10 protein-coding genes are annotated in these 20,749 nt (G+C 42.0%); all 10 read right to left on the bottom strand.

The features are described from left to right. Window positions 1-18: 18 nt before the first annotated feature. The 10 genes from IFO69_RS11965 to IFO69_RS12010 all read right to left on the bottom strand — a co-directional run bounded on the left by IFO69_RS11965 (window position 19) and on the right by IFO69_RS12010 (window position 20,508). Window positions 19-3,039, bottom strand: a complete 3,021-nt coding sequence (locus IFO69_RS11965; protein WP_317173458.1) for a SusC/RagA family TonB-linked outer membrane protein — start codon at window positions 3,037-3,039, stop codon at window positions 19-21. Between the two features lie 40 nt (window positions 3,040-3,079). Beyond that, window positions 3,080-4,978, bottom strand: a complete 1,899-nt coding sequence (locus tag IFO69_RS11970) for a RagB/SusD family nutrient uptake outer membrane protein (RefSeq protein ID WP_192010332.1) — start codon at window positions 4,976-4,978, stop codon at window positions 3,080-3,082. Window positions 4,979-4,991: 13 nt separating this feature from the next. Further along, window positions 4,992-8,345: a SusC/RagA family TonB-linked outer membrane protein gene (locus IFO69_RS11975; protein ID WP_225444109.1), complete on the bottom strand. Its 3,354-nt coding sequence runs from the start codon at window positions 8,343-8,345 to the stop codon at window positions 4,992-4,994. Window positions 8,346-8,575: 230 nt separating this feature from the next. After that, a complete protein-coding gene (locus tag IFO69_RS11980; protein ID WP_192010333.1) occupies window positions 8,576-9,604 on the bottom strand; it encodes a FecR family protein in 1,029 nt (342 codons plus the stop codon). Between the two features lie 37 nt (window positions 9,605-9,641). Continuing rightward, the gene (locus IFO69_RS11985; protein ID WP_192010334.1) at window positions 9,642-10,289 is read right to left on the bottom strand and encodes an RNA polymerase sigma factor; all 648 of its coding nucleotides are present in this window, start codon (window positions 10,287-10,289) and stop codon (window positions 9,642-9,644) included. A gap of 1,102 nt (window positions 10,290-11,391) precedes the next feature. After that, window positions 11,392-12,555 (bottom strand): DUF1254 domain-containing protein, encoded by a 1,164-nt coding sequence (locus IFO69_RS11990; protein ID WP_192010335.1) that lies wholly within the window; start codon window positions 12,553-12,555, stop codon window positions 11,392-11,394. A gap of 30 nt (window positions 12,556-12,585) precedes the next feature. Next, entirely contained in the window at window positions 12,586-14,139 is a 1,554-nt protein-coding gene (locus IFO69_RS11995; protein WP_192010336.1) for a DUF1254 domain-containing protein, read from the bottom strand. Between the two features lie 55 nt (window positions 14,140-14,194). Then, on the bottom strand, window positions 14,195-15,718 hold the full coding sequence (locus IFO69_RS12000) for a DUF1254 domain-containing protein (RefSeq protein ID WP_192010337.1): 1,524 nt from the start codon (window positions 15,716-15,718) through the stop codon (window positions 14,195-14,197). 14 nt (window positions 15,719-15,732) lie between these two features. Continuing rightward, entirely contained in the window at window positions 15,733-18,120 is a 2,388-nt protein-coding gene (locus IFO69_RS12005) for an arylsulfatase (RefSeq protein ID WP_192010338.1), read from the bottom strand. Between the two features lie 12 nt (window positions 18,121-18,132). Next, the gene (locus tag IFO69_RS12010; RefSeq protein WP_192010339.1) at window positions 18,133-20,508 is read right to left on the bottom strand and encodes an arylsulfatase; all 2,376 of its coding nucleotides are present in this window, start codon (window positions 20,506-20,508) and stop codon (window positions 18,133-18,135) included. Between the last annotated feature and the right edge of the window lie 241 nt (window positions 20,509-20,749).

Consider the following 20,749-nt stretch of genomic DNA (forward strand, 5'->3'; position numbering starts at 1 on the left):
GGTTATTTTCGGGTCTGGTTAAAACTTCGCTTTGATACCAACATTATAAAACCTGTTCTGTGGGGCACTGCCAATATTCATCTCGAGAATGTCCCTGTTAGGAGAAATAGTCAACAGGTTAGCACCATTGGCATAAATATCAAGTCCTTTTAGAAATCGCTCGCCAAACATGCTGCTTGGGAAGGTATAGGAAAGCTGGACCCGAGAAAGGTCAAACCTGTTCGTACTGTACATCCAAAAATCAGAGTTGCGGAAATTATTGGCACCATTTAAAGTAGTAAGCCGTGGAAATGTGGCTGTTTCTTTGGTGGCTTCAGTCCATCTATCTCTGACCACTTCGGAGTACTTATCATCCCCATTTACCCAGAAATAATTATCGGTTTTCATGGCATAAGCTCCTGTCCGAGCTGTTCCCAAAGCAAAGAAGGTGAAGTTTTTGTATTTAGCAGATAGGTTAATGCCCATGGTCAATGGAGCTCCTGACCAACCTCCCCTACCAAGATAAACTTCATCTTGAGCATTGATAATACCATCATCATTTTGGTCTTTGTATTTAATATCACCAGGTTTTACTTCACCAAAAGCCTGTTCCGGGGAATTCTCAATATCATCTACCCCTGAGAAAAAGCCCAAGCTTTGAAGTCCCCAAATACCATCCAAAGGTTTTCCAACTCTAGTCTGGTAATCGAATTCAAAATTTTCAGATCTCCTGGAAGCCTTGGTGTCATAATAGAGACCTGAAAACCCTAGGCTCCAATCCACCTGCCCAATGCGCTTGTTCAAATTCAATTGGAAATCCACACCTGTGCGCTGGTCATTATTATAATTGATATAAGGAATCCAAGAGGATATTGGCCATCCTGTACTAAAATAATTGGGATAAATAATGTTATTCTGGACAAATAGGCCGGTCATTTTACTGATAAAAAATGAACCGTTCAGCGTAATGAACTTATCAAATAGGGAAGCATCCAGCCCCACACTAAGCTCTTCCCGCTTTGGCATGGCCAAATCAAGGTTCTCACCCCTCCTTACATCTGTCGCGTAATTGTTCAGTCCATCCTTCCACTCATACCAAGAACCATCATCCGTATATATACCCTCATAAAGGTAATACTCCTCAATGTCCAGGTCGGTATGAAGAATTCCTCCTGAAACGGATAATTTAAGATCATCTACCACTGAAGAAGAAGCCAAAAAGTCCTCCTCACTAAGTCTCCATCCCAATGACAAAGTAGGTGAGAAAGCATTTCGATTGCCAGGAGCCAATTTGGCACTACGAAGCACTGCACCACTAAAATCCAAATAATACTTTGATTTATAGTCATAACTTCCATGTAAGCCAAGATTGGCATTACTTACTTTATGGTAAATGCCAGATTCACCAGTCTGAAAGCCATTCGCTATCAACATGGCGGAAACATGATGCCTGTTGTCTATGTTTTTCTGATAGTTCAGTTGTCCAGAGAAAGACAGCGTTTGCCTGAACCAGCTGTTATCAATGTTTTGAGTTTTGGAACTGGCATCTTGACCATATCTGGTCAAGCTTGCAATTTCGTCCTCCCCGTTATAATTGATCCAGCTGGGCTGGTAAACAGCATAGTCATTGTTAAATGAAAGGTTATAAGAAGTGGCATAATCCAGTCCAAAAAGTGAACTGAAGGAAAGGCCCTCTAATACATTTCTTAAATCGGCATCTAGGCCAGCATTAAACTGGAACTGCCTACTGGTATATTTTGACGATCCACCTGCATAACTTCCCGCAATGGGGTTGGTCTGATCCAACTGTGTCCCTCCCAACAAATATTTTCCATCAATCAGGTGCTGGCTACTCTGCACATAATTTTGAGATACCTCATCATCTGGGGACAGCATATCGATCGGAACCAGCGGAGTAAAACGGTAAGGGCGTAGAGTGGTGGATCCTCCCCAATAATCTGCATTGATTCCTTTGCCATTGTAGAAGATGGCCGCCGCATCCACTTTTGCCGAAATGTAATCATTCAAGTTGATATCTACATTTCCACGCACATTGAACCTTTCATTGGCGTTTTCGGCAGCTTGCCCAAAATCCAACACGGAACCCTCTGTCCAAAAACCAAGGTTGGTATAATACCTTGCCCTTTCATTGCCACCTGATATCTCCATGGTAGCGTCATAGCGAGTAAAGGCTTTCTGTAAATAGTCGTCTGAATAATAATCAACATTAGGATAGCGATAGGGATTGCTTCCCGAAGCATGATTATAGATATCTTCTTCGGTATATAAGGGGCTTAGTCCATCATTGGATCGCGCCTCATTATACAAGCTCATGTACTCACCCGAACCCAGATATTTGGGATAGCTTTTGGGGACATTGACACCGACATTGGTCCGTACATCAATGGTTTGGGTATTGGCTACGCCTCTTTTGGTGGTGACCAACAATACCCCCTTGGCACCTCGGCTTCCGTAAAGGGCAATGGCATTGACGCCTTTCAGGAAAGTAATCTGCGCAATTTCCGTGGGCATAACACTTCCCAAGTCACGTGGTACACCATCAACCAAGGTCAGGTAACTGTTATTACCCCATAGGTTGCCATTGAATCCTCCCACATAAGCTTCCATCCCATCCAGTGGATAGGTAATGTAATTTTCCTCCAATATTTTGGGCATGTTTACGTAGGAAGCACCCCCTGTGAGATCTCGCTTATCCTTCTTTTGAAACGCAACCAATACTTCCTCTCCTTCCAGATAAGGAAACAGCACAATTTCATCCAGTCCAGGATGTGCCTGTAGGATTTTAGTCTCATAACCCGGAGCCTCCACTGCCAGATAGGCATTGGAAGTTACTTCCAACTTTACGTTTCCTAAGCTATCCGATACGGCCGAATAGTCATCCTGATCACTAGTCACTATAGCTCCTCGTATTGGGTTCCCAGAGCTGGCCCTAACCAAAGGCTCAATGCTAATCTTCAAGGCATCCTGCGCCACCAAGTGCATTGGAAAAAGCACGAGGAAAACATAGCATACCGAAATAAATTTTATATATCTCATCATTTAAGTTCATTAAGTTTTATCATCAAAAAAGTAATACAACTTACCATCCTGGATTTTGATTTAATTCAGGATAAAGGCTTACATCGGCCAGCTTCAGCGGAAGCCAATAATGCTTGGAAGTGAAATTTCGCTCAATGATCACCTCCTCCCTCATGTTCACAATTCGGTTTTGGGTAGGATCATCAGTATTGAATTCCCCTGCGCGATCAAACTCAAATGAAGTTTTGATGGTATAAGGCTCATTGATTAACAGCATCCACCGGCGAAGGTCGTTGAACCTATGTCTTTCAAAAGCCAGCTCAACAGCCCTTTCTCTTCTCAATTCATGTAAAAACACATCTACTGAACCTAAAAACTTGTCGTGAATGCCGACCATTCCGGCACGCGCCCGTATCACGTTTACCGCTTCCACAGGAGTTTTAGTGAAGGTAGTAGAAGTAGCACTCAAACTATTATATCCCATCAAAGTGGCCTCTGCATACATCAGGTAGATGTCGGCTAATCGCATATAAGGTACATTGATATGCAGGGCAAATCCCCAATCATAAGCCCTATCGAATTCATTGGCTGCCAATGGTGAAAACTTGTGCGTGGCATATCCTGAGAGACTTCCTGTCACCACTTCCCGATAAGTACCTCCGGTATGGAGGTTGGCATATCGATTGACTTCTCGATTGGGATCTGGAATTGCTCCTTGGACCACCTTTACACCATCGAATACAATCGTCTTGTAAAAACGTGGATCACGTTCTTTCCAGGGATAGTTGGGATCATAACCTGATTCAAGATCAGCTTGGGTAATGTCATCGGGTAGCGGCAGGCCATTGGCCATGCCAAAATTATCATGGACATAGTTGGCAGTTGGGTAGAAATTGGTCGGGTCACCTTCATCTATAAATGTAGGTTTATACTGCTTTGAAATTCGCCAGTGCGTATCATTGGCAGAGTAGTAAACCGACCTGAATATAGCTTCAGTTCCTCCGGCCAATGCCCAATTTTGTCCCATCGTATAGAAATTATCATTATATCTGTCAAAAGGCAGCAAAGCGTATTGGGTTTCTCCACTTTCCACAAGGTTTAATAATTGACCAAAAGTATCTGCAGCCTTCTTACAATATTCAACATGATAAGTTTCGCTTCCTGTAGATACTGAATTCATCAAGGGACTTCCTGCCCAAAGATAATTTTTACCCAAATAGCCCAAGGCCATGATTTTATTGATCCGTTGCTGGTTCTTGCCCAATGTCCTTCTCCCGGTAGTGGTATCATCCCAATCAATCGGCAACAATTCAGCAGCCCTTTCCAAGTCCTGAGCAACCTTATCGGCACATTCATGATAGCTTAAACGTGGCAAAGTCAATTGCTCATCACTGGGCAATACCTGGTCCACGTAAGGCAGGCCTCCAAAGTACTGGATCAGCGAAAAATGGAACCAAGCCCTGAAAAACAGGAGTTGTCCCTCTATCAACTGTCGCTCTTCTTCGGTGGCATCTGTCATTAGGGAAAGATTTTCCAATCCCATATTGGCTTTGCGGATACCATACCACGCAAGCGGCCAGAGGCCTTTGTTTTTATGGTCCCTGTTTGTATTGGCTCCGTTTGCATCCAGCCAGCCATTGTTTCCTGCACCATTTTCTACCTGCCAGGCCCAGAAGTTGCCTCGATCGATATTATAGGACAAATGGAAGGTGCCCGCAGTGGACTCGATTTCATCATCGCCCCAATTCCAGGAACTGGTCCAATTGGACAGCGTGAAATTGGGCACGCAATGGTACAACTCCTCCACATACCCCTGAAAATTGGTGAAATTTTGGAAGGCCTGCTCCTCGGAAATGATGGATTCCGGTGCTCTCTCCAGATAGTCTTCGCAAGAGGAAACGATTAAAAACATCGCTATCCAAATGGATCCCCTCAATAATGATTTTATAGCATTGTTCATTGGATTGGCTCGTTTAGAATGTAACATTAAGGCCCAAATTGATCCTTCTTACAGTGGGATAGGCTCCTTGCCAGGATGGTCCCCCAAAGTTGGACTCTCTGTCATCTGGCATGTCCGTCCAAAGCAAAAGATTATTGCCATTGATGTATAATCGCATATTGCTCATTCCTATGTCTCTTACCCAGTCAGATTGGAAATTATAGGCGACTTCAGCATTCTTCAACCTTAGATAAGATCCATCATATAGGTATCTAGGACCGTAATTATAGCTGGAAGGTTGAGACCGCCATCGAGGCAAAGGAGAATCAGGAGACATATTTTCCTTGGACCAATAGGTTCCCTCGTCATAAACCAAGTTCAAGCCTCCGCCCAAACTACTCAGTGAAACATCCCGCGTCACGTTGTTTACGCCGTAAAACTGTACATACAGGCTCAGTCCCTTCCATTCTATCCCCAAGTTGGTACTATAGGTATTTTGGGGTACGCCTGAAAAGCCATAGGGAGCAGAATCAAAAGCATCTACTACACCATCACCGTTAAAATCCACGATATAATAGTTTCCGGGTAATTTGGCCATATCATTGGTATTGTGCTGGGGACTTCCATATAGCTCATCCCAGGTATTATAATAGCCTGCACTGATATGACTTCGGTATTGTCCTAACTGATAACCAGCATTCTTTTGATAATCAGGACGTAGCTCGGGATCATCTCTATCAATAACCTGATCGATAGCATGGGTCATGGAAAAATCTCCCCAAAGCCTGATCCCACTATCAAAGGTATGATTTAGGCCTATAGTAAGCTCATAGCCTTCGGTTTCCACTCTTCCCAAATTGGCCGCTGGCGCCGTGGCTCCATAATAACTAGGCACTGAACGACCACTGGACATCAGTATATCCACCCTATTGTCCCGGAACCAGTCCACACTACCATTAATCAACCCTTGAAAAAAACCGAATTCCAATCCCATATTGTATTTATACACTGTTTCCCAATGGACATTCGGATTCCCTACTGCATTTTGCTGGAACCAAGTATAAGTGCTGTTTTCCCCAGATTCATTAATCACACCCATTTGGGAATTACCTCCATAAGCCCATTGGTCCATAAACAGGAACCTTCCTCCGATATTGTCATCCCCCACTTCTCCATAGGAAGCCCTGAGCTTTAACCGGTCCACAAAGGTCAGGTTTTTCATAAAGTTCTCTTCGGAAATATTCCAACCTAATCCTCCTGATGAGAAAAATGCAAAACGGTTTTCAGGAGAGAATTTCTCAGACCCATTATAAGCACCGTTATACTCGATCATGTATTTGTTCTTATAGTCATAGGTGGCCCGGAATACCCAATCTTCCCGATAACTGGGAATGACACTTCCTATGGCATCCTCCTGCCTATTCAACAGCCCCATTAGGGAGTAATTATGGGTCCCTTCAATACTTCCTGCATAGTTCAATTGCAGTTGATAGAAAAGCCTTCTTTGAGATGCATTATTGTCTACACTCCCAGCTTGATCCTGCCATGTGATTGCTTCTGCATAATCAAATCTGGTATTGGGATCCAGTATATTTGTAAAGTCCTCTTCTCCCGTAAAAGGGTTGATCCACTTGGTATTAGGACTATTATAAAGGTCATTGATTCCCTTATTGGCTTCCTGAAAAGAGTTATCTACTGCAAGGGTTCCTTTAAAATTCAGACCTTTCAAAACCATGCCCAGATCCTGCTGTAGAAGGAAATTAGTAGAAAGCCTTGTCGTGGTAATATAATTAATGCCACTGATAGCCAGGTTCAACAAGGAGTTTGTAACCGCATAATCATCAGGGCTGTATGTCCCGTATGCCCCATCCGAGTACCTGGGCAAAAAGACATCAGGTGGACTTCTATAGGCAGAGTTCCAGTAACTTTCCGGGAAGTCATAGGCCCAGGGAGATTGGCGAACGCCATAAGTCCCCCCCAAGTTTACCCCCAACTTGGTACTTGGTGTCAACTGAAAATCGAGGTTACTCCTAAAATTGATTCTATTATAATTAAATCCAGCCTGATAGCCCCTTCCTGTTTCAAATTTACGGAACAGATCACCTTCGTACTGATAATCGATACTGGTAAAGTATTTGACGAAATCGGTGCCGCCCCGTACGCCCACATTGGCATTATAGGCCATAGCCTGGTCCTTGAATACCACGTCCTGCCAGTTTACATTCGGGTACCTTTCCATTTCTTCTAAATTGGCAGGAAAACGGTATTTTAATCTCATTTCCTGAGGAATTATCTCCCCCCAACTATTTGGGCTTAAAGACAACTCACGTTCAATTGCTAAGTTCCTAACCCCTATGGCATCATAAGAATCCAGCTTGCCTGGTAGTTTGGAAACGGACTTCATGGTGCTGCTTATATTGGCCGTAATTTCTGCTTTTCCTTCACGGCCACGTTTTGTAGTCACGATGATAACGCCATTAGCCCCCCGTGATCCAAAAACTGCTGTAGCTGAAGCATCTTTCAAGACAGAAATAGACTCTACAGAATTAATATCCATGTTTGCAAAAAACTCAGGACGTTCTACACCATCCACCAAAATCAAAGGTGAATTGCCGTTCCAGCTGTTTTGCCCTCTGATGACGATCTGGGGCATTTCTTCCCCAGGCGTTCCCACACTTGATGTGGTGATCACACCAGGCAGGTTACCGGTAAGCGCCTGTCCAACATTGGAAACCCCACCGGTACGTTTGAGCACCTCTCCATCGGTCTGGGTCACTGCACCTACAATGGTTTCCTTTTTCTGTTCGGCATAACCTACTACAATTACCTCATCCAATGATTGAAGATCTTCCTCAAGAACAATATCGATGACGCTTTGAGAACCTATCACTACTTTTTGTTCTTTAAAACCAACGAAGCTGAATACCAAGGTTTCACCTTCATTAACTTCTATGGTAAATTTTCCATCTACATTAGTAACAGTTCCTTTAGTGGTTCCCTCAATTCTTACAGTTACCCCAGGTATGGGCATTCCATCCGAACTGGAAACAACACTTCCTGAAATCTGCTCTAGCCATTTCGGATTTTCATCCTTTACGGCCTTTTCTCCATCTTGCTTTTTAGTGATATGAATGTTGTTATCCACCCTTACAAATTTCAAATCTGATTTGACTGAAATTTCCCGTAAGACATCCGATAATGGAGTCTCTTCTCGATCGATATCCAATCGGATATTTTTAAAAGCGATTTTGCTTTTGTTGTAACTAAACTGGAAATCGCTCTGTTTTTCCAGTTGTTGAATGATGTGTTCTAATCCTTCACCTTGTGAGTGGATAGTAACCATCACATCATCCAAGCTTTTCAGTTGGGCTTTACTTGTGTTTGCCATTAGCACAGCTGTAAAAAATAGCTGAAAGATAAAAGCGCACACAAAATATTTGGAAAGCATAATAAGTTGCCTAAGTATTGATTTTTCCATACTTTGTTTAAGATTTTAAGTGCATAAAACTTGAAATTAACCTTTGACTGATTTGGCGATTGGCACAAAGGTTGTTTGGCAGGAAAGCGTGCTTTTCTGCCATTTCTTTCAACTGGTGTTTTTGTGAATTATTTTCATGGTTATTTATTGTTTGGGTTAGTAATTGTTATTTTTTTTTGGTTGATTTTGAAGTCAAAATCTGAGGCGATACTGATACCTTCCAGCACATATTCTAAGGATTTGTCATGATACACCCCAGAGTATGACCAAGTACTGTCTACCTTTAGATCAGAGACTATTTTCACACCAAACCATTTTTCAAGTTTGCTGCTAAGCTCTACAAAACCATCATCTTTAAAAATCAGGTATTTGTCTTTCCAACCAGTTACTTCCAGCATGTCAAAAGGAGTTTTGGAGACTTTACCATTCTTATCTTTGACCAACATCTGGTTGGGTTTAATTCTCACGGTATTTCCCTCTGCATCTTCATAAGCAACACTCCCCTTTACCAAGGCTACTTTCAATTCATTATTGGAATGAACTAGATTAAATGAAGTCCCTAAAACTTTGATTATATCGTCCCCGGTCTCAATAATGAATGGACGCTCTTTGTCTTCTGCCACATCAAAATAAGCTTCTCCTTTCATGGACACCCTTCTTTCATCCTCTATAAATACTGATGGGTAGGTTAATTTACTACTTGCATTGAGGTATACCACTGTGCCATCAGGTAATCTAAATCCGGTTTTTTGACCACTAGGATTACATTTGGTGATCATTTCTGGCACATCCGATGAAGAAATCATCTTGTCATTTGATAAAAAATGCCGAAGGCAATAAACACTTGAAAATACCACAATGAGGATCGCGGCTACTTTATGCCAATTTTTCCAAGGAAACTTAACCTTTTGGTCAGGAATTGTGATATCACTTTTCTCTACAATATTTTCATACAGATCCATATAATCCTTATCAGAAAGTACGCTTTTGTCCTTATAATCGATAAACAGGATTATTTCTCTGGCCTTTTGAATCAAATGAAGCTTTTCTGGATGCTCTCCAATCCATTTTAGCCAGAAATGATCTGTTTCGTCCCCAGGCTGTTTTACCCACTGGATAAAAAACTCATCATTGAGAAAATCTTCTACATCAAATTGGTCGTACTTCATATCTTCATTATCCAATGCCTCATCTTTTAGGCCGCTATCAAACGTTAAATATTCCTTTGAGCTTGTTCATAGCTCGGTATACTAGTGTGCGGGCTGTCTTCACTTCTTTGAAATCCATGATCCCAGCAATTTCCTTGTAGGAAAGTTCTTCTCTGTAAAGCAGTATTATGGCTTGTCTCTCCCTTTGTGACAATTTATTTAGCGCTGCTTCAATGTCATTTTTTCTTTCTTCGCTGAATTCTTCTGCTATTAGCTTGGTTTCATGGGAAGCTTCTATAAAAAAACTATTGTCTTCTTTATCCAAGGAAACAAATGTCCCCATGCCTTTCCTCTTGCTTTTGATCAACTTAAAAAGTGTCCGATGAAAAACAGTAAATAAATAGCCTTTGATGCTTTTCACCTCTCCCAGTCTACTCCTCCTTTTTCTAATATCCACAAACATCGCTTGCAGACTATCCCTCACCCATTCATCTTCTTTGCAAACCTGCATACCATAGTTATACAGTTGCCTCACATGCTTTCTATATATGTAGTTAAAAGCTTTTTCCTCTCCTCGCTTAAAGGATTCCCATACATGGCTGTCAGACTTCTCCGTATAGGCTATCATCACCTTGCTATGCTGCATCAACAACTTAGCAGATCCTGGTTCATTTACATTTAGTGTATTATTTTGGGCGTTTTTCATGTTGGAGCGGTACAGTATCTTCACTCTTCACTTATAAAGAGGAAAAAAGGGTTAAAAAGAACCTCAATTATTTTTCATTTTTTCTACTTGCATTCAAACAAAACTTCCAAGTGGGTATGAGATAAAGGAAATCTTGGAAGATGGTTCAAGAAAATTCAACCGCTGAATTGTCGAATTGTAATAATCTTTAGTTCGGTCAAGTAGCGAAGTATATGGGCTGGAGTTGTTCAAAAAGCTTTAGTAACAGCTTCCTTCTGTCTTTATAGGTATGGGTATTTGTTTAGGAAAATAAAAATCTGTGGATAGAATATAAGCGACCAAATAACAATTATAAGATTGAAATTTAATCCTAATTGATAATTGTGCTTTTAAAATTCTTGTCGGAATACTTATGTAAAAAGAAGGTATAAAGTTTTTCATTGGTTTATGGGTTAAATTGTTAATCAATAAGATCAATATACTTATCTTAAGTAATATTACCCATAGTAAAACCCTTCCGCAAACAGCTTAAATACAGCATTTTATCTTTTTTATTGCGGTTCATTCCAATTAAAACGTAAATTAAAAAACCAGTTATAGGAGATTTGCTGACCCAATGGAAGCAATAAGTGGACAACCTTCATTTCGCTTAAGTAAAAACCCTCAATATCAGCGATTTAAATATAAAAATTCTACGAATATATTTTAGAAATGCTACAACATGGCTTTAAAAAGCTTGCTAGCTTGATAAGTTTTATTTATCAAATATGAAGGAGGATAGAATTAGAAAGAAGAAATACCAATACCATTCCTATTAAATAGGCTTAGCATTCATTAATAGATTCCAACTTGGGACTTTGAGGCTCTGTACCCAGACCTTAGGTTGGCTGAGAAGTAACGAAGCAGCGCCAATCGTCCATTAGGTTACAGCTATAGTCTTTCAAAAACACATTGGTCTTCTACGTAAGAATGAGTTGCTTTTTGGTGATATAGATGATAGATGACACCACAAAAGAACGGCTGGTGCTTGAAGTATTACCCATTAACAAACTGGCTGAGGGTGCTAAGCCTTACATAAAGCCAATGAAGGAGTTTGCTGCCAAAACCGGCATGGATGTTAATGTTATTCTACGGTAAGCACTTTATGATTATTCACAAAATCCTTCCGGTATTCAACTATACTTGGAACCGAGGTCGGCAAATAACATCTAAATAAGGCATTCCAGTTTTCAGGGACTTTAATATTGTTTAAGGCATCATCTCCCCCATTAAAATTAAGCGTAATACTTCCATCTGCATTCGGTACAGCCTTGGTAGAGTTTGTATTAAAAGGATTAGTTACTACCCAGCCCTGCTCATTGTAAATGGTGATCGACCAATAAGCAGCACGGTCGTATTGTAAATCTGGCACATCAAAAGTCACTGAACTATGTTCCCCATTTTTAGCTCCTTCATCCCCTGGCAATACCACAAAATAATAGGCATGTTTTGCCGGTAACCCTGCCCATCCTGCTGTATTAATCATTTGGTATTGAGGATCTTTAATGTCTTTTATATCCTCTATAAAACCTTCTTCAATCACTCCTTCTGTAATCGCACGTTTTAGCAATTCAGCTCGTAATTTATTAAAGGATTCCACATCATATTTGACTTCAGATGTATAAGGATTTGCAGACCCAGCTTTCACCATTACAGCATCTTGTCGCTTACGCATTTCCTCCATTCCTTTCTCATCGTAAGTTCGTGGACGGGTACGCATAAAGAGATATACGTGATCACCATAAGACAAATCTTCTTTATCAAAATTCTTGGTATCACCAGGATAAACCACACCTATGGTCACCGAATTTTCATCCAAAACCTGAACTATTTGGTATAAGTCATATTCTGGTACTGATATTTCTAGACCTCCAGAAACATCGTAAACGGCATAAGAATATACTGCATCGAAATTGGAACGGATCACAGTTTGGTTATCCAAATCGATCCCATTTCTTTCGTGGCGAAAAGTATTGGGGCCACTGGTGATCGTCTCGGCAGCTAGGTATTTTGCAGTTTCAGCACGGACGACATTCTCCATTGTCACAAGCTCACCCCCCTCATCCACAAAGGCCGGATTTACAGCAGTTGCTTCACCGTTTTTACCAACACCAGTATCTACTTCGTCTTTGGCTTCAACAGAAACTTCTTGAGTTGACTGGTTTTCTGTATTTTCTTTTTTCTGTGGCTGGCAGGCCGTCACGAGGACAGCTGCCGCCAGAGATAAGTGTAAAATGTGCTTTTTCATAAAATTTATTTAACAGCTCATTGGCCAGCTTTATTCAACCTTTTCAAAATCTCCCGGAACCCAAGTTTTGTCAAAAAAGGCTTCTTCAGGACCATACAGTCTAAGTAAGGTAAACCAACCTTTACCCGGTACCGTTTTCACCCAATTGCCTTCCATTCCTTTGGGAGCTTCTGGAGAAAAATAGATGGTGGTAGAGCCATCCTCATTTTTCTTTGGCATATCTCTTGAACCTAGAGAAGGAAAAGCTTGCCCGTTATCAAGCCCTGCGGCCGTAACAGGATCATAAGCCGTGATAGACCAGAAGTTTTTCGCAGGAATATTTGCTGGTAAAGTTAACTTATACGTTTCGCCACCATCAAGGAAGTTGCCGTCAGAATCTTTTGCAGCTTCAAGATATTTTGCTCCGACACCTGGTGTGGTGCTCCCCATTCCCGGGCTAATGGAATAGGCATTTAAGAACATATGCAGTCTTGCATCCACATCAGTTTCCTCCATACCAGCTACTTTGAATTCAAAATCATCGTATGCTTTTCCAAATGTTTCCCCTCCATCTCTAATATGCGAATTCCATTGACGGTCGCTATACCATTTTGCTTTTGGAAGGGTTTCCCAAGTATTAAATGCAATGACCTTGGCCATTTTCCAGGCCGTTTTCGCGGCATCGTTTAGCAATTTTTTCTGGTGCTCAGTAGGCTCAAATGGTTTCCCTTTTTCTATACCGATAGCCGCTAGCATTCCCCGCATATAACTATCAGATTCATCAACCACTTCATTTTGAACAAATCGATTCAGTATTTCGAAATAGGTGATATCCTTAGAAGCTACCATATTAATGGGAATGTTAGACGCATTTGGGAATTTCATTTCCTTCGCCTCACTTTCTTTACCGTAAGGATAAATTTTAATCCTCATCATATTTTCAGCAGCAGGTTTCAAATTGTTAGGGTCTTCAAAAAAGGACCTTAAAAACACAAACACTCCATTCGTTCGGCTGTTGTAAACAAAATAATTTTCGGCATCAATATCTCCGGAATAACCGGGAGGCAAAATGAGGTATTTTCCACCTTTGCCTTTGTCTGGCCCAGGCAAACCAATATCTGCCGAATATTTTTTCCCATCAATTGTAGGCCCATCAATAGGACGGTGCCACATATCATCAATCAACGCCTGCAACATGGGCGGAGCGTCAATTACCATCGGGCCATCCGCTTTCAGGTCCAGAAAACCTATTCCATATATCACATCAGAATTTGGAGTAGTGATGATCGTTTTTGCATTCAGCCTATCCTTATACACCGCCAACACCTCATAGCCATTACCAAATTCATTTGCTACCGCCTCCTTCATGGAATACATATTCATGGCAGGTAGAGCCCAGTGGTACACTTGTACCGCACGTTGAAAATAAACTTCGTCTTCTAATGTTTTTACTGTTTTCTTGGTAGGGAAATCATTTTCAAAAGGTAGGTTTGCCAAAGTTCCATAATGGTCAGTTTCAGCGATTGTAGCATGTTTTTCTTGTGGCTGGCAAGCGGTAAAAACAATTGCCAACCCTATGGATAAGTTTAAAATATGTTTGTTCATAATTTTAAAATGTATGGTACTAAGTTTTTCTGCTTTATCTGCAACAGTTCATATTCTAGTCGATCATTTCCCAATCCGGTAGTTGAAAGGATTTATCAAAAAATGGCTCTAAGGGTGCATATAATCGGAAATAAATAAACCATCCATCATCCCCAACAGTCTTCAAATGATTTTTCTCAAATCCTTCAGGAGCTTTTGGTCCAATATAAATATCGATGCTGCCATCTTCATTCACCACCAAATCTTCTAACCGACTATTAAGCCCCGATCCGCGAATGGTTCCTGTTCCGTTTTCATACGCTCTTCTGGTGTTTTCGCTATAAAGGGTTATAGACCAAAATTGCCCAACAGGCACATCCTTAGGTACTCTTAGTTTATAAGTTTTGTCTGCTCTTAAAAGCTTCCCATTTTTATCGCGCTTAGATGTCATGTACACCTGACCCTTTCCTGGTACAGGGTTTACCATGCCTTCAGAGCTTCCTACTGCTTCATAAAACCAAGTGGCCCGTTCGTCTAACTGAACTTTTATATCTGTTTCCTGAGCTGTTGTGAAATCAAAGCTTTTGTACCAATAGGTTCCTTCCCAATAAGGTTTGGTAAACCTCGGATTTATTTGGTTGTTTCTAGCCATTAATTCACCAATTGCTGCACCTTTCAGAAGTATTTTCGTCTGTCTTTCATTGGGATTAAAATCCTTGCCTTTGTCTATTCCTAAAGGTTCTAACATGGCCAACCAAACTTTATCCTGTTCTCTTACAGGTTCATCGTTGATGATGTCGCTTAGCTTTTTCCAATAGTCCAAACCTCTTGGCGCAGTGGCAGACCAGGCTTTGTCCAGACCTTCAGTAAACTTGATATCGGCTTTAGTTCCCCCCTGGGTCATTCCCAATTCGCTCTGAAACTTTTTACTAAATGCAGGGTCTGGGTTGATGATACGGGTGGCAATCAAGATATTATTTGTGGCAGATTGAAATAGAAAAACGCCATCTTTTTTATACTTTGATAAATCTTCTTCAGGACCAACTATAATGTATTTTCCACCTTTCCCCTGATCAGGGCCTGTAAGTCCCAAATCGGCTACTGGACGTTGCCAAAAATCCAGAATTCCACCCGCAGTTTGACCTACTGGGTAATCGATCTCCAGCACGCCATTGGATAAATTTGCAAATGAAAAAATATAAGGGGTGGTGAGGTTTGCGGTAACGATTCCTAACTTTTCATTAAAACTTTGCAGAACGGCGAAAGTTCCAAATTGATCTGAACCATACACTTCACCCTGATTATCTCTCCAGGTAGTTATACTCACTAGCGGAGTTGACCAGATGTACGCCTGAGAAGCCCTTTGCAAGTCCATGGCATTAAACAACTTCTCGGAACTTTCATCTGAAATATAATTATCTGTCAATGTTATCTCTCCATAAGGCGTAGTGATTGTTTCATCTCCTTCTAAAGTGGCATTTTCAAGTGCCATCCCATTGGATATTTCATTGTTTCCGTTTGTAGTTTGCTTTTCTTGTGGCTGGCAAGCCGTCACGAGGACAGCTGCCGCCAGAGATAAGTGTAAAATGTGCTTTTTCATGAGTATTAGCTTAATTATTCCTCAAAATCTACCACAACCTTTTTCAGACTTCCTGTAAACTTGAATGGCGTTTTATAATCTTCAGAAACCGGGGTTCCCGTGTCCATTCCTACATCTAGTGTTTCATCCAAAGAGAAACGGTTTGGTACCGTTCTTGGAATTTTTCCTGTAGCCACCGAGGTGCCATCAACCAAGAGTTCAACATTGGCGCCTTTGCCCAGTCCGCCACCATCGTACACAAACTTAAGGGTAATGGTGTGCTTTCCGTTTGAAAGTGGTTTTCCTTCAATTGAAGTAAAATCCTCCTGTAGCCAGTTGTATGTAAACTTCGGTTTTCCTGCATCCATCATTAAGCCCCATCCCGCAAAAAGCCCACCTTGAGTAATGATCATACCTTCGGTTCCGGCTTTTAAAATTTCTACATCTGCCGTAAGTGTAAAGGTTTTGTTTTTAAAGTTAGGGGCACTTCCTTCCGGCAAACGAATCATACCGGGGTAGTAGGTGAAATGATTTACTCCCTCTGCCGGACCTGATGGACGTCCGGTAAGTTCTGCACTAAAACGCTGCGCGGCACGGTCGTCCAACGGAAATACATCATGTGCTTCGGCCTCTTTTAGGAACAAAGCTTTCAGTTCTTCCAGCTTTTCCGGATTTTCTGCCGCCAGGTCATTGTTTTCTGTAAAATCTTCTTTGATATTGTACAGCTCCCATTTGTCTGTTTCGAACGTAATGTCCTCCGAACGCTCATCCGACCAAGGGTTTAGACCATGAGCCGTAGCAGCAATCCAACCTTCATGATAGATGGCACGGCTTCCGCCCATTTCAAAGTACTGCGTAGTGTGCTGTTCTGCTTCATCTCCATCTGTGAAGGAATAAACCATACTCTTTCCTGACATCGGGGTTTGTTCAACGCCATTTACCACTTTGGGTTGAGGAATGCCACATGCCTCCAAAATGGTTGGTACAATGTCATTAGCATGTGAGAACTGTGAACGGATAGCTCCTTTGTCTTGAATTACTTTCGGCCAAGAAATCACCAAACCATTGCGTGTTCCGCCAAAGTGGGAAGCCATACGTTTGGCAAATTTTAAGGGAGAATTCATGGCCATAGCCCATCCTACGGGATAGTGGTTGTAAGTTTTAATCGTTCCAATTTCATCCATGCGGCTCAAAGCATCCTTTACCACATCCGGGCGGTAGCTGTTAAAATCGGCAGCCACTTCATTGAGTGTTCCGGTAAATCCACCTTCGGCAGATGCGCCATTGTCGCCCACTCCATATATCACCAATGTATTTTCTTTCTGTCCTGATTCTTCCAGGTAATCCAGAACTCGGCCAATTTCATAATCGGTATAAGCCATAAATCCTGCATACACTTCCATCATTCGGGCATATACTTTCTTCTGATCAGCACTCAACTCATCCCAAACACCTACTTCTTCAGGTATGGGATTGTATTGCGCATTTTCAGGAATAATACCTTCCGCTTTCATGCGGTTGAAAGTGTTTTCGCTGACTTTGTTCCAACCTTCGTCAAACTGCCCTTTGAATTTATCTATCCAATCCTTAGGTGCATGATGCGGAGCATGTGTGGCGCCTGGAGCAAAGTATACGAAATAAGGTTTGTTGGGTGCGGTTGACTTTTGATTGCGAATCCATTGGATGGTTCGATCGGCCATGTCTTTGGTCAAATGGTAATCCGGGTCATCTGTAGGAGGCAAAATGGGCCTTGTATTTTCAATTAATGGTGGAGCATATTGATTACAATCGCCTCCGTTAAAACCAAAGAAATATTCAAAACCCATACCGGTAGGCCATTGTGTAAAGGGTCCGGCCTGCGAGGTTTCGTAGTCGGGTGTGTTATGGTTTTTCCCAAACCAAGCCGTGTTGTAACCATTGTTTTTTAGAATGGCACCAATGGTAGCCGAATTGTCCGGCATAATGGAGTTATAACCCGGAAATCCGGTAGCAATTTCAGAAATTACACCAAACCCGGCTTCATGATGATTTTTACCTGTAAGCAAGGCAGCCCGTGTTGGCGAACAAAGTGCGGTGGTGTGCCACTGGTTGTAACGCAATCCCTCGTCTGCCAAAGCATCTAAGTGTGGCGTTGGAATGGGTCCACCAAAAGTTGAAGTAGCCCCAAAACCTACATCATCCAATAAAATCAGCACAACATTGGGTGCACCTTCCTTCGCTTTTCGGGTGATGGGAAAATCGGCTTCCGACTCTTTATAGGTCTCGGCTATTTTACCATTAAACTCTCCCGGGCGTCTGTCGGGGATTACCTCTCCGGGTTTTGAAGCCTCAGATGTTTCCGTGGTACGCTGACTTTCCTGTGGCTGGCAGGCCGTCACGAGGACAGCTGCCGCCAGAGATATATAGATGATGTGTTTTCTCATAATTAAAATGGATTAAGATTTCTTTTCCGGCTTCAATTCAATGTTCACTTCAGCGATTTTTCCTTGGAACTCAAAAGGAGCCTTGTAACTTTTGGTTACCGGAGACCCTGTATCCTCGCCAATTCCAAAGGTATCGATACCGAAACGTGCCGGAACAGTAGCTTCTACGCGTGCTTCGGCCACTTTTTCGTTGTTGATGTAAAGGGTAAACAAACCGCCTTTTCCACGTCCGCCACCATCGTAAGCGAAATCAATTTTCACAGAAGCCATTCCATCTGGCAGCTTTTTACTGGATTTAATCTTAGTGATTTTATCCTGGAAGAAATTGTATTCGAAAGTTGGATAACCGTCTTTCACATACAACACATAGCCGGCACTGGAACCTCCAATAGCATTGATCACACCATCTTTATGCCCAGAGGCAGTTTCCAACATTGCTTCCATTGTCCATGAAGTGTTTTTCGTATTTGGCGCCACAGGCTCTGGAATACGTGTTGCACCCTCGTAGTAAGTAAAGGAAGTACGTCCTGTGATGAGTGAAGGCTTTGGAACGGTCAACCTTGCAGCTCCTCGATCATCCAAAGGGTAGACATGGTACTTTTGAGCTTCCTCTTCCCACATGGCTTTCAGCTCTTCCAACTTTTCAGGGTATTGATCAGCTACGTTGACAGCCTCCGAAAAATCTTCTTCAATATTGTACAGTTCCCAAACCTCATTTTCGTATCCCGGAGCAATATCCTGTCTCCAAGGTAAGGTATGCTGGTGTGCTGCCACCCAACCCTCATGGTATAAGGCGCGGTTGGATAAAATCTCAAAGTATTGCGTTTTACGAATCTCGGGCGCATCGGCGTCGGTAAAGGTGGAAACGAATGATTTTCCATCCAGCGGTTTTTGCTCCACGCCATCTACAAAGTCAGGCGCATCCATTCCAGTGGCTTCCAAAATGGTTGGCAACACATCGATCACGTGTAAAAATTGTGAGCGAATTCCACCCTTGTCTTTGATCACTTTTGGCCAGGTAACCACCATGGGGTTACGGCTACCACCAAAGTGAGATGCTACCTGCTTTGCCCATGGGAACGGCGTATTGGCAGCCATTGCCCAACCTACGGGAATGTGTGGTTCAGAACCTGGTTCACCTACTTCATCGGCTCTTTTCAAGTTATCAGAAAGTTGGCTTTGGATACCATTCAATGCTTTGATTTCATTCAGCGTTCCTTCCAATCCCCCTTCGGTACTGGCGCCATTATCTCCCACGATATACATAATCAGGGTATTATCTGCGTCAGGTAGTTTGCCAATAGCCTCTAACAAACGACCGATTTCATGGTCAGTAAATGCCATAAAGCCTGCGTAATTTTCTTGCAAAAGGGCATAAAACTTCTTCTCATCTTCAGAGAGGGAGTCCCATGTTTTGATATTCTCATTTCGCGGTGAAAGCTTGGCATCAGCAGGGATTACGCCCATTTCCTTCTGACGGGCATAAACAATTTCCCGCTCACGATCCCAGCCATGATCAAACTGACCTTTGAATTTTTCTCTCCATTCTTTAGGAGTATGATGAGGCGCATGAATAGCCCCAGGAGCAAAATACATAAACACTGGCTTATCAGGAGCAATAGCTTTTTGGCCATGAATCCAGGAAATAGCCCGATCAGTCATATCGGTCATGAAGTGGTATCCTTCCTCCGGAGATGTTTCCGGCTCCACTGGCACCGTATTTTCAAAAAGTACTGGATTATACTGATCGGTTTCTCCGGTATTAAATCCGTAGAAATAATCAAAACCAAGGGCTGTAGGCCAACGATCGAAAGGTCCGGCAGCAGATGTTTCCCAATCTGGAGTGTTATGATTTTTACCAAACCATGCCGTATTCATTCCATTGTATTTTACCATTTTTCCGATAGTAGCAGTACTTCTCGGAATCAGGGTATTATAGCTTGGATACCCTGTAGCCCATTCAGGCAGGAAGCCATTGGCGGCATTATGGTGATTTCTACCTGTTAACAAAGCAGCTCTGGTGGGACCGCAAATCGCTGTAGTATGGAAACGGTTGTAGCGTAACCCTTCGCTGGCCAAGGAATCTAAATAAGGAGTGGGTACAGAACCTCCAAAGGTACTGGTCATACCAAAGCCAACATCGTCCAGTAGGATGACAATTACATTTGGTGCTCCCTCCGGTGGCGAAGGAAACTCCGGCCAGTCCATTTCGGAGTCTTTATAGGTTCTCCCAATTTTGCCTTTGAAAGCAGGGTCATCATAGGGGAGTTTTACATTACCTCTTTCCTTATTGATACTTTTGTCGGATGAATCTTGAGGATTACAAGAAAAAAATAAAAGGGGTCCCAAAGCTAAAATCCAACACTTTACATTTAAATAATTTTTCATAAACAGCAATTATTTTATTATTTTTTACCTCTTCATATAACATTACCTATTTGAAATTTAAAAAAAATTGGAGGTTCAGCTGCCTGTGGAATTTTTTTCTTGCTAATAATTATAGGTTTTTGCAATGGAATCAAGAAACAACATCCACCGGAAGACTCTTGCGTATAGTTCTAAATGGATAATATGCCGATCTTTTGGTTTTTCCTGAGAAGGTCTTTATGTCCCTAAAATTTCCGTAACA

Source organism: Echinicola arenosa, assembly GCF_014841125.1.
Taxonomy (GTDB): Bacteria; Bacteroidota; Bacteroidia; order Cytophagales; family Cyclobacteriaceae; genus Echinicola; species Echinicola arenosa.

Coding starts and splice junctions, on each gene's coding strand:
- IFO69_RS11965 (WP_317173458.1), bottom strand. CDS start 3,039: ATGATGAGATATATAAAATTTATTTCGGTATGCTATGTTTTCCTCGTG.
- IFO69_RS11975 (WP_225444109.1), bottom strand. CDS start 8,345: ATGGCAAACACAAGTAAAGCCCAACTGAAAAGCTTGGATGATGTGATG.
- IFO69_RS11995 (WP_192010336.1), bottom strand. CDS start 14,139: ATGAACAAACATATTTTAAACTTATCCATAGGGTTGGCAATTGTTTTT.
- IFO69_RS12000 (WP_192010337.1), bottom strand. CDS start 15,718: ATGAAAAAGCACATTTTACACTTATCTCTGGCGGCAGCTGTCCTCGTG.
- IFO69_RS12005 (WP_192010338.1), bottom strand. CDS start 18,120: ATGAGAAAACACATCATCTATATATCTCTGGCGGCAGCTGTCCTCGTG.
- IFO69_RS11990 (WP_192010335.1), bottom strand. CDS start 12,555: ATGAAAAAGCACATTTTACACTTATCTCTGGCGGCAGCTGTCCTCGTG.
- IFO69_RS12010 (WP_192010339.1), bottom strand. CDS start 20,508: ATGAAAAATTATTTAAATGTAAAGTGTTGGATTTTAGCTTTGGGACCC.
- IFO69_RS11980 (WP_192010333.1), bottom strand. CDS start 9,604: ATGAAGTACGACCAATTTGATGTAGAAGATTTTCTCAATGATGAGTTT.
- IFO69_RS11970 (WP_192010332.1), bottom strand. CDS start 4,978: ATGAACAATGCTATAAAATCATTATTGAGGGGATCCATTTGGATAGCG.
- IFO69_RS11985 (WP_192010334.1), bottom strand. CDS start 10,289: ATGAAAAACGCCCAAAATAATACACTAAATGTAAATGAACCAGGATCT.